Raw genomic sequence first — 11,201 nt, forward strand, 5'->3', positions numbered from 1 at the left:
TTCAAGTTTTGAAAAGCAGCAGCAATGTTGTACCCCGAACGGATACAGTTTATTGTACACAAGGCTGTCCAACAGCTACCCTATGTAACAGCTGTTACTTGTGCTGGTAATTGCCTAATTCATTAACCCGTAAGATCGAAGAAGAGGAGTCCGGGCTTATCTCTCCTCTTCCCTCTCATAATCTATCATTTGACAAAGGATGGAGTTTAAATGGCTCATATAATTAGCGATAAACCGGTCACTGCAACAAGCTCGTTATTTGCTCCCCTTCCTTTTTTCATGCTGCGTATGCCGCTATTGCCAATGAAATCGTTCTGCGAAATTCAAAAAGGCGACTCTTATATAGATTCTTTACAAAAATTGCTCAAAAACAGCTATGTAAAGGAAGCCATTGCTGTAGCAAGTCCCAGATTATATGAAGCTTTGCCTCATTTGGTTAACCGATCGGATGAGCGGAAAACAAAGCAGGCGGCTTCCAGTGTGTTAAAGTATCTTTCCCGGATGTCGACTCGTCCTACTCCGTTTGGCTTATTTGCGGGTGTGACCGCAGGTTATTTGGCTAAAAAAACCGATGTCCGAATGAATGCTCCTAAATATTATACCAAGCGCACACGGCCGGATATGGAATGGCTTTTACTCGTAGTAAAACGTTTGGAGGAGAGATTGGACGTTGTCAAGCAGCTTAGGGTGACAAGAAATCATGCTGTTCAGTGTACCGGCAGCCGGATGGAATTCCTGTATCCGACACTCACTGGGCAAGCTCAAAATGGTGAAAACGGTCAGGATGATAAGATATCGGTTCGGGCTACCCCTCCCGCTATGACTGCGCTGGAACTTGCGGCACAGCCTATTTTATTTGAGGATTTGGTACATAAACTAACCGGCCTGTATCAAGAAGGACAGGAAGCAGGCGAACAAGTCATCACGAATTTTGTATGGACATTGTTTTCTAAGGAGTTTCTCATTAGCGAACTGCGTCCGCCTTTAACGATTCCCTCTCCCTTGGAATATCTATTGGAGCGTCTCGAGCCATTGAAAGGTGTCGATGAAGAAAAGCGGATGCTGACACAGGTTCAATCCTTGATCCGGAAATATGATGATTGTCCCTTGGGAGGCGGTTTGGAGATCTACCAGGAAATGACGGAATATATGAAGCAATATGGCGAGACTAAATCTGCCGTACAAGTGGATTTGGCCCTTTCCAGGCAAAATCTTGAACTCCATCAATCCGTCGGCGAAGAAGCGGCCAGAGTTGGCGAGATTTTATGGTTGTTATCCCAGGCTGAAGCGGGCTTTCCACATATCAAAGAATATCACGGCCGCTTTCTGGAGAAATACGGCGATTGCTGTGACGTGCCGATCCTGGAATTGCTGAATGAAGAGACGGGGCTCGGCGTTCCGCCAATCTATCTGAACCCCCAAGCGAACTACAAAGAAGAAAATGCGGAAAAAGCTAGAAAAGCAGCCGACAGACAGCGCCTAATTATGGATAAAGTGGCAGGCGTTTTACTGCATCGGCAAATGGAACTGGAATTGACAGATGAACTCATAGATCAACTTATTGACAAAGACAAGGACATAAACGAGGCTCCGGAATCATTTGAGATTTACACGGAAGTGCTGGCGTCATCGCCAGAGGCTCTGAATCGCGGAGATTATTTGCTAGTGCTTGGTCCTAATCCGGGCTCTTTTGAATCAGGGTCCACCTTTGGACGTTTTCTCGATATGTTTGACGATGGGATTCGGGACTCGATCAAGAACATCCAACACCGTCAACAGCAATACCAGCCTGAAACGATATTTGCAGAGGCTGCATTCATACCAAAAAACGGGAGAATCGCCAATGTGATGCTTACTTCCTGTCTTAGGGATTATGAAATTGCAATAGGGACGAATAGTGATAAAGGGAAAACCCCGTTAACTGTGGATGATATTGTTGTTTGTGCCACACATGACAGGCTTTATTTGAAATCGCGTTCTTTAGGGAAAAAAATAATCGTGACGGCCGGGCATATGCTGAATTTCCAGCAAGGCCCTCACATCTACCGGTTTATGCGGGAACTTTCTTTTGAAGGGGTTCGTTTATGGCAGCCATTCGATTGGGGGCTTCTGGAGCAATCGGTGTTTCTACCCCGTTTACGCTACGGCCGGACGATTCTCTCACCGGCGAAATGGAACTTGTATCTCTCCAATTACTCTTCCCGGAAACAGATTGAGGATGACAACGAATGGTATGGGCAATTTGAAGCGTGGAAGCGAGAATGGTCAGTTCCGCGTTATGTGTATATGGTAGTTGCGGATAACCGCATATTATTGGATTTGGATAATACGGAATTTGTCGATGAAGTGAGGAAAGAACTGCTCGCGAATGGCCATGTCACTCTTCATGAAATGGTGCGCTCTTTCGATGAACGATGGGTAACGGGAGCCGAAGGCAGCTATAACATTGAATGCGTTTTTCAGCTTGAGAAAAAAGAAAGAGTCATTCGTTCCCTGCCGGTATCCCCTCTGGTCAAAACTTGTCCTAAGGAGGAGCAGATGAAGCTGCCGGGCAGCGATTGGATATTCGCGAAGCTGTACGGGGGCCAAGATCGTCAGGATGAGTTTATTGTCAATGCGATCTATGAGTTTTCGGAGACGATGATACAAAAAAAGTATGCAAACCAATGGTTTTTCATGAGATATCAAGATCCGGCCCCCCACATTCGCCTCAGATTCCGTGGAGAACCGGAAGTATTAGTTGAAAAGCTGATGCCGGCTCTTCATGATTGGTCAAGGCTTTGTGTCCGGGAGGGGCTGATTCAAAAATTAGTATTGGATACCTATGAGCGTGAGGTAGGACGTTATGGCGGACCAGCCTTGATTTCCGATGCCGAGCAGGTATTTTTTGCGGACAGCCGCACCGCAGTGCCTTTGATCCGGTTGCTTCGCTATGGAAACACAGACTGGCCTAACTATATAATCGCTTCTATTAGTGCAATCCAAATCATGAATCAATTCGGCTTGCCCTACTCTGAGCAATTGGACCTGCTTAATGGAATGATTGATAAAAACGAATACCGCAAAGAATATCGGACTTGGCGCCGCGAATTGATGGACATCCTCGGTTCGGAGCACTGGAATGAGTTGAGAAACCGGCCCAACGGCGAGGCGATACTGCAATCATTTGAACAACGTTCCCCGGCCTTGCAGCATTATGCTAAACGTATGGCGAATGAGCACCTCACCCAGCATTTATGGAATCCTATCCCGAACATCATATCCAGTATGATGCATATGCATTTTAATCGTCTGCTGGGAATTGATCGGGAATTGGAGAAAAAATCGCTGGCTTATGCAGGTCATACATTGGACGGTTTGCTTCAATATTGGAAACATAAAAAACGAGGATAAAACAACATGGCAGGAATTTGCAAAGGGGTGCCTGAGAATGCCTCTCGAACAAAATAAGGTTATGATCAGCTTTCCAAATGTAATCCGTTCGTTTCGATATTGGCCGCGCGTGTTGCAACTCCTTTGGAAGGCTTCTCCGGGAAATCTGCTGGTCATTACTGCGATCAATCTTATACAGGGGCTGCTGCCCGTTTTGTCAATCCGGGCAACACAGCAATTAATTAACAACATTTCCGCAAGCCGGAATGAAGTGGCGGCTGGCTTTATCTTTTTTATAGGCGTGAATCTGTTCACGCTCCTGGTTTCCGCTTGGCAAGAGTATGTGGAATCGCTGTTTCAAACCAAGCTCTCTAATTCAATTAACGTTATCGTAATGGAGCAGGCGGCAAGCTTGACCTTGTCCGATTTCGAGAATGCGAAAGTTCAGGATCAATTAAAGCGAGTGCAAAACGATTCGGGGCATAGCCCCTTTCAGATTGCAAAACAAATATTCGGCATTATAAGCGGCATAGTTTCTTTAATATCGGTTTCCGCATTCTTAATCACCTGGAATGGGTGGGTGGCTCTGCTGCTTATCTTCATACCCGCCGCTTCGTTCTACTTCTTTTTGAAATTTGGTCAACAGCAATTTTTGACGATGTGGAGACGGGCGGACCGAGCCAGAACAGCTTGGTATTTGAGCTACTTGTTAACGAGGGACAACTCCTTTAAGGAAGTCAAACTATATAACCTGGGCGGTTACTTAGTAAAGAAATATAAAGGAGTCGTTGAAGATTTTTTTCGGGAAGACAAACAGTTGGCCCGCAAACAAGCGAGGATCTCGGTCTCGTTTCAGTTGATTGACCTGGTTGCATCTTCAGGGTCTATTCTGTTAGCCTTTGTCTCCGCTTACAGGCGGCAGATTCCGATTGGAAATGTTGTAGGCATTATTCAGGCCATTACTCAGATCCAAAGCAAATCACAGAGTATTGTTCAACAAGTGCTGGGTCTCTGCCAAAGCAACCTTTATATTGAGCAGTTATTTTCGTTTCTCGATTTTCACACAGACCCCATGCAGCGGAAAGACGTTACGGACAATGAACCTGAAGAAGATCGACGGCAACCCCTTTCCACAATTGAAACCATTGAATTTCACGATGTTTCTTTTCGTTATCAGGAGAACGATCATTTTTCCCTCGAGTATATCAACTTCTCCTTAGCACGGGGAGAAACCTTGGCTATTGTCGGCCACAATGGATCGGGGAAATCGACCCTCATTAAGTTGTTAATGCAGTTATACTCGGAAAATGACGGCCGAATATTGATTAACGGCCAACCGGTGCAGAACTACGACCTTTCCGCGTATCAGCATCGGATCGGCGCTGTTTTTCAAGATTTTGTTCAGTACGAGATGCCGCTGCGCCACAATATCGGATATGGAAACCTTGCGGAAATCGACAACGAACAGAAATTATGGCAGGCCGTCGCGGATGCGGGAATAGATGCTCTCGTTGAGAACTTGCCCAAAAAGTTCGATACCCAGCTAGGCCGTTGGTTCGAGGACGGCCATCAATTATCTGGCGGGCAATGGCAGCGTGTGGCTATTGCAAGAGCTTTTATGAGAGACGCGGACGTTTACGTTCTTGATGAACCAAGCTCGTTCCTCGATCCGGAGGCCGAACGCGAAGTATTTGAAAGGTTCCATGAACTGGTTAAAGACCGTATCGGAATTTTTATCTCTCACCGGTTGTCGTCTGTAACCTTTGCCGATAAAATTGCCGTTCTGCAGCAGGGCCGGATCGTGGAGATGGGAACCCATGAGGAACTTATGGCTAACAATGGAGAATATGCCAGGTTATATCATTTACAAGCCGATTCTTATATCGGGCAGGCATTAAGAAATGAAAGGTATTCCAACATCATATAGAGGGGGAGAAAACGAATGGAAGTGCAGAACAGAAATTGGGGCGGTTTCACGACGAGGGCTGAAGAGGCTCGAAAGTTAAGCCTGGAGTTAACGAATCGGCTGAAAGACCCGGAGCGGGTAAAACAGATCGTGACGGCTCCAGACAACCTCTCTTTATTAGGGGGGCATCCATGGGATGATGTTGCATTGTCTGCCGGCTATCCGGGCACTATTCTTCTTTTTGCGGAATGGGATCGTCAATGCCCGGATGAGGGTTGGGATTTGATTGCTCATTCTCATCTTCTTGTTTTGCAGGAAGGTTTGAGAACGGGCGGCTATTATAACATGTCCATGTTTTGCGGGTTGGCAGGTGTGGCTTTTGCCGTCATGTCCGCATCGCGCAAGGGAACCCGGTATACCGGGTTTTTAACGGAACTGAATGAACGGATTACCGATGGAGTTTGGGCCGCATTAAATGAAATCAAACGGACTGCATCAGAAAAGGAAGGTGTTTCCCCCATGGCTTACGATGTAATCATGGGGCTTACGGGAATAGGACGCTATTTGCTTGAAGTAAAAGATCATGACAAGGCGGCTTTAACATTATCCGGAATTTTGGAATACCTCGTTGAGCTAACATGCCCCATTGAGGTTGACGGATATACCGTTCCGGGGTGGTATGTTCCGCAAAAGCACCAGTTTACAGAAGAGAGTAAAAAGGAATATCCCCATGGTTCGTTCAATTGCGGCTTATCTCACGGTATTCCAGGGCCGCTCGCTCTTATGAGCCTTGCGCTTCAGAAGGGGGTGGAAGTGGAGGGGCAAAGAGATGCCATACGAAGGGCGTCCCATTGGTTAATTGAACATGCGGAGATAGGGGAGCATGGACTTTACTGGCCCAGTGCCATTTCCTTTGAGCAGGAAACGGTTCATGAAGGACAATCCGAACATTCGAGAGACGCATGGTGCTACGGTACTGCCGGTGTGGCCCGTTCTTTATTTCTGGCCGGACAATCCCTTCAAGACGATTCACTTTGTCAGTGGGGAATCCGGGGGTTTGACGCCATATTTTCCCGTACCGAAGAGCAATGGAATGTGGATAGTCCTACCTTTTGTCACGGCTTATCCGGATTACTGCAGTTGACAGTCAGAATGGCTCAGGATGTCAAAGAAGAACGTTTTTACGGTTATATTGAAAAACCTTTAAATTCATTGTTGCAGAATTATGATCCGGAATCGCCCTTGGGCTACCGCGACCTGGAAATCATGAACGGCATCGATAAAGCCGGTCTGTTGGACGGAACGGTAGGAATCGCACTGTTCTTTTTATCCTTAAGTTCAACCACAGAACCGATATGGGATTACCCGTTTTTAATTGCCTGACGGATAAGGATTTATATTTTACTTGTTAAGCGCTCCTTTCTTTGGAGGTGATGCACTGCACCATTCCTACAAAGTTAGGAGCATTTATTTTAAGCGAAAATGTAAGGATTTCTTAAGTGTTTCTTCAAATAGGTGTAAGAACTGGATCGTATAGTGAGGATATGAAAGGCACACTTATGAGAAGAGGGGAGATGCGGCAAATGCAATCGGTGCAGTCGATTGTTGAAACAAAGGCTCTGACCAAACAGTTTGGAAAACAAGATGCCGTAAAGGATGTCAACTTGAAAATATCAAAGGGATGCGTCTATGGACTGCTAGGTCCAAACGGCGCAGGGAAGACGACCATTCTTAAAATGCTTGTTGGCTTACTGCATCCAACGTCGGGGAGTATCGAGATGTTTGGCGAACCTTGGACAAGGAAACATCTGGCCTTCGTAGGCGCGTTGATTGAGACACCGGCTCTCTATGGACATCTGACGGGGAAGGAAAATCTTCAGGTCCACCAGCGTTTGCTCGGTCTGCCGGAACAGCGGATCGAAGAGGTTCTTAACATTGTCGGGCTCGCGGGGGTGGACCGCAGAAAGAAAAGCTCCGCCTATTCCCTCGGGATGAAGCAGCGTCTCGGCATTGCTATCGCCCTGCTGAATTATCCGAAGCTCTTGATTCTGGATGAACCGACCAATGGGCTTGATCCGCTCGGAATCCGCGAAATGCGCGCCATGATTCATTCATTTACGGAACACGGCATTACGGTCATTCTTTCCAGCCACATTCTCAGCGAGGTTGCGCAAATCGTACAAGAAGTTGGGATAATCAGCCAAGGCTGTATTCAGTATCAGGGTACGCTTGAGGATTTGCTTAAGCAGGGCGGGGGAGAGGATCTTGAAGCCATCTTTATGCGAGTTGTGGACAGCGGGAAAGAAGGGATGTACCGATGATAGGCTTGGTTTCTTCAGAGTGGATAAAATACCGCAGAACCGTGACGCCTTGGCTGATCGTTTGCGGTCCCTTTGTTATCGCCCTGGCCGAGATGATTTTTAATTTTTTGCTTCCAGGAGGCATTAAATGGGGCTATATCTTGATGAATGTCCATAATTGGTGGTCGACCACTGCACTTCCCTTTGGCATTACCCTTTTGGTTGCTCTCGCCGTTTCCTATGAGAGGCGTTCCGGAGCGTGGAAAGTGCTTAACGCTTATCCGCAAAAACCGGGGAAACTGTATGCCGCCAAATTGGCGACCTTGGCGATTCACGTCCTGTTGGCCGGTGCTCTGTTTGCGGCATTTATATTGATATTGAATTTTTGGGCGGGATTAGGCCCTGTTCCCTGGGGGAATTTGGCTTCCGGTTTTTTGGTTGCCTGGCTCGCGGGACTCGGGCAGATGGCGATTATGATGTGGCTGGCACATGTTTTTGGTTTCGGCCTCACCATTACTGTCGGATTTATTGGAATTATTTCCGGAGTTATTATGGCTGATGGCTCATTTTGGCGGATCAATCCCTGGGCTTGGCCCATTCGCGCTTTGGAACCTATATTCCGTTTCCGTGCCAATGGTATGCCATTGGAGCCTAGCAGTCCCTTGTTGGACCCCGTTCATATTACCGTCGCAATTATGCTCGGGATAATTACGGCTATTGTCTTTGCTGTCTTGGGTACCCTCTGGTTCAACGGTCGGGAGGTACGTTAGTTAATGCTTAAAAGTATTCATTCCGAATGGATTAAAAGCCGCCGTACAGCGATCCCCTGGTTATTATTCCTGGCGCCGATTGCCGTGACAGGCATTGCCGCTCTTTATGTTCAACCTCATCATCTCGCGAAGGATGCCTGGACGCAAATGCTTGACATCATTAGCCAACTCTGGTTTGCTATTTGGTTTCCGCTGGCGTGGGGACTCCTGTCCGGTCTCTCTGCTCATCTCGAATCCGCTTCGGGGGGGTGGAAGGCCTTACGGATCAGAAACATTTCCCCTGCTCTGCTGTATGGCTCCAAAATAGCGGTCCTCGTCATTCAAACCTTGTTAAGTACGTTGTGGCTGGTTATTTTAACCGTAGCCGCCGGGAAAATGATTTCCATCCCTTCTGCGGTGCCATGGCCAGGATTTATAGCCTCGTTTGTCGCAGGTTGGATCGCTTCGCTTCCATTGCTGATTGGCTCGCTCTGGCTGGCTGAAGGATTGGGGTGGGCAATCGCCGTCGGGTTTGGAATAGTTGGAATCCTGATTGCGTCGCTGATCGGAGCGACATCGCTCGGTGTCGGCATTTGGCAGTTCATTCTATGGTCTTGGCCAATACGCCTAACGTACATCGTTTACGCATTCATCACAAAATATATTGAAATACAGATGACTCCTGTTGTTCTTGTTGTATTTTGGTCTGTTTTTGCCTCTTCCATCGGATTAAGTGCGATACTTTCCTATTTTAGTATAAAATGGTTTCATGGCAGAGAAGTGAAGTAGATTAGCTGTGGAGTGAGAATGATGAACTTTGTTCTTCGAACAATCGCATTAACGAAAAAATACAAGGAACATACGGTTATTGACCATATGAATCTAAACATCAGACGCGGCGATATTTATGGAATTCTGGCGAAGGGCGGGGCTGGAAAAACCACGCTGCTGCGAATGATGATGGGACTAATTGCTCCTACGTCGGGGGAAGTGGAGTTGTTTGGAGAAACCTCACATCGGGCAAAGCGGCGTCTGTTTGAACGTATGGGATGCATGAGTGAAACCTTTGGGTTTGCCGACAATTTGACGGCCGCGGAAAATCTGGAGATTCATCGCCGGCTGATGGGAGTGCCGGGCAAGCAATGTATTGCCGATTCGCTGAAAATGGTGGGCTTGTCCGACATCCAAAACGTCCGTTGCTACGGACTTACCATGAGTATGAGGCAGCGGCTCGGGATCGCCAGAGCCCTTATGCATGAGCCGGAACTGTTACTGTTAGACGAACCGTGGAGCGGTCTTGACTCGCAAGAGATAAAGGAAATCAGCCGGCTGCTCAGCCGGATATCACAAACCCGGCAGATGACCATCGTGATTTCGAGTCGTCTGATTAACGGAATTCAGCCTATCGCGAATCGAATCGGTATTCTTCAGGGCGCAACACTGGCGGCAGAGCTGGATCATGAAACACTGCTGCAAAAATCCCGGCGATACATGAAGTTTAGGGTAAGCGATGAAAAGCAGGCCGCTGTTTTACTAGAGCAGGACATGGGAATCCATGATTATAAAATTTCTGAGCCGGGGTTGGTCCTGGTCTACGAGCAATTGGAACGTTCCTCGGCGATCACCCGCTTGCTGATCGAACATGACGTGGACGTGATCGAAGCAAGCTTCAATCAAGGATTAATAGACGACTATATGATAGAACTGATGAGAGAAAATGTATAATGTGATTTGCCGGTTCAACAGCTGGGAGGTATGTTAGCTGATGCTTAAGAGTATTCGTTCGGAATGGATCAAAAGCCGCCGTACAGCGATTCCCTGGTTATTATTGTTAGCGCCGATTGCCGTAACAGGCTTTACCGCTCTTGATGTTCAACCGCATCGTCTTGAGAAGGATGCCTGGACGCAAGTGTTCGGCATTATTAACCAGCTCTGGTTTGCCGTCTGGTTACCACTGGCGTGGGGACTCCTGTCAGGCCTTTCCGCTCATCTCGAATCCGCTTCCGGGAGATGGAAGGCTTTACGAATCAGACACGTTTCCCCTGCTATACTGTACGGCTCCAAAATAGCAGTCCTCGCCATTCAAACATTGTTAAGTACGCTGTGGCTGGCTATTTTAACCGTAGCCGCTGGAAAAATAATTGCCATCCCCTCTGCAGCGCCATGGCAGGGGTTTATAGCCTCATTTGTTGCAGGTTGGATCGCTTCGCTTCCATTGCTGATTGGTTCGCTCTGGCTTGCTGAAGGATTGGGCTGGGCCATTGCCGCCGGGTTTGGGATCATTGGAATCCTAATTGCGTCACTAGTCGGTTTGCCAAGGCTCGGTGTCGGCATCTTTACGAAGTATATTGAAGCACCGGCAGATCCTCTTTTTTTTGTAACGTTTTGGCCTGTCTTCGCGGTTTCCATCGGGTTAAGTATGATCCTCGCGTTAATAAGTATAAAATGGTTTCATAGCAGGGAAGTGAAGTAGACTGTCCAAGAAATGGGCAAATAAATAGTTGAAATTATGATAAAAAATGTATATTATGGTATAATAAGAGTTGTTCATCTGATAGTGTACAAGAGGGGAGGCGCTAATGCTTACACAAATAATGACGGAGCTCTTCAAGTTCAAGCGTTCCAAAGTCTTATGGATTATCGTTTTGCTCATTGTGCTGGATTGCTTCTCAAGTTATTTGCAAAGCCAAGTTAAAGACTTGAGTTGGGAAGAATTTTTAAGAGCAAGTTATATGAATCTTTGGATTCGTCCTGTTTTTTTCTGCTTTCTGTCCGGTTATTTGTTTACCAGAGATGAAGAGCAGCGAACGTTAAGCGCCCTCTTTACCTATCCATACCGCCGCAGTCAATGGTATTTTGCCAAATTGACGGCGG

9 protein-coding genes are annotated in these 11,201 nt (G+C 47.1%); all 9 read left to right on the top strand.

What is annotated here, in order from left to right; genetic code table 11:
* Window positions 1-210 precede the first annotated feature (210 nt).
* Window positions 211-3,393 carry a lantibiotic dehydratase gene (locus tag L691_RS0106065; RefSeq protein ID WP_025689409.1) on the top strand — a complete coding sequence of 1,061 codons (3,183 nt, stop codon included), beginning with the start codon at window positions 211-213 and terminating at the stop codon, window positions 3,391-3,393.
* Window positions 3,394-3,430: 37 nt separating this feature from the next.
* Window positions 3,431-5,299 (top strand): ABC transporter ATP-binding protein, encoded by a 1,869-nt coding sequence (locus tag L691_RS0106070; RefSeq protein ID WP_025689410.1) that lies wholly within the window; start codon window positions 3,431-3,433, stop codon window positions 5,297-5,299.
* 15 nt (window positions 5,300-5,314) lie between these two features.
* Complete coding sequence (locus L691_RS0106075) at window positions 5,315-6,661, top strand: lanthionine synthetase C family protein (RefSeq protein ID WP_025689411.1); 1,347 nt, start codon at window positions 5,315-5,317, stop codon at window positions 6,659-6,661.
* A 200-nt stretch (window positions 6,662-6,861) separates the two neighbouring features.
* Window positions 6,862-7,599, top strand: coding sequence for a lantibiotic protection ABC transporter ATP-binding subunit (locus L691_RS0106080; protein WP_036735635.1), 738 nt, complete (start codon window positions 6,862-6,864; stop codon window positions 7,597-7,599).
* Complete coding sequence (locus L691_RS0106085) at window positions 7,596-8,348, top strand: lantibiotic immunity ABC transporter MutE/EpiE family permease subunit (RefSeq protein WP_025689413.1); 753 nt, start codon at window positions 7,596-7,598, stop codon at window positions 8,346-8,348. Before L691_RS0106080 ends, L691_RS0106085 begins: the two co-directional genes overlap by 4 nt.
* 3 nt (window positions 8,349-8,351) lie before the next feature.
* The gene (locus L691_RS0106090) at window positions 8,352-9,116 is read left to right on the top strand and encodes an ABC transporter permease (protein ID WP_025689414.1); all 765 of its coding nucleotides are present in this window, start codon (window positions 8,352-8,354) and stop codon (window positions 9,114-9,116) included.
* Window positions 9,117-9,134: 18 nt separating this feature from the next.
* On the top strand, window positions 9,135-10,052 hold the full coding sequence (locus L691_RS0106095) for an ABC transporter ATP-binding protein (protein WP_084653884.1): 918 nt from the start codon (window positions 9,135-9,137) through the stop codon (window positions 10,050-10,052).
* Between the two features lie 40 nt (window positions 10,053-10,092).
* Window positions 10,093-10,800, top strand: coding sequence for an ABC transporter permease (locus L691_RS0106100; RefSeq protein WP_025689416.1), 708 nt, complete (start codon window positions 10,093-10,095; stop codon window positions 10,798-10,800).
* Between the two features lie 106 nt (window positions 10,801-10,906).
* Window positions 10,907-11,201 (top strand): ABC transporter permease (locus L691_RS0106105; RefSeq protein WP_025689418.1); only part of this gene is annotated, 295 nt, incomplete at its 3' end.

The sequence above is a fragment of the Paenibacillus zanthoxyli JH29 genome (assembly GCF_000520715.1).
In the GTDB taxonomy this organism is placed as follows: Bacteria; Bacillota; Bacilli; order Paenibacillales; family Paenibacillaceae; genus Paenibacillus_AQ; species Paenibacillus_AQ zanthoxyli.